Source organism: Pseudoalteromonas sp. SG43-7, from assembly GCF_014164295.1.
Classification (GTDB): Bacteria; Pseudomonadota; Gammaproteobacteria; order Enterobacterales; family Alteromonadaceae; genus Pseudoalteromonas; species Pseudoalteromonas rhizosphaerae.
On the sequence record NZ_JACJEY010000198.1, the window covers coordinates 1 to 371 of the forward strand.

Consider the following 371-nt stretch of genomic DNA (forward strand, 5'->3'; position numbering starts at 1 on the left):
AGAATGATAGCAGTATCATTCAGTGCCATTTAATGAACGTTTTGTTTGTTGATTGGTATCTACTTTAGTATTCAATATTAACTTCTGGCGAAGTTAAACTGTCACTAACGTATGACTAAACTTTATTGTTTAGTATTGCGACGTGGATTTGGTGCTTAGGCAACGCCGCTGATATTTTTGTCGCTGGGCGCATAACGTGTTATGTAACCAAGCAAAAATTGATAGCAAGGCAGCATAAGTAACAAAGACCAAGCAAGACCCGTTTGGGTTGTATGGTTAAGTGACTAAGCGTACACGGTGGATGCCTTGGCAGTTGGAGGCGATGAAGGACGTATTAACTTGCGATAAGCCTAGTCAAGCTAGTAAAAAGC

1 rRNA gene is annotated in these 371 nt (G+C 40.4%); it reads left to right on the top strand.

From position 1 onward, the window contains the following. Positions 1–274: 274 nt before the first annotated feature. Positions 275–371, top strand: a 23S ribosomal RNA gene (locus H5200_RS23520); the annotation flags it as partial.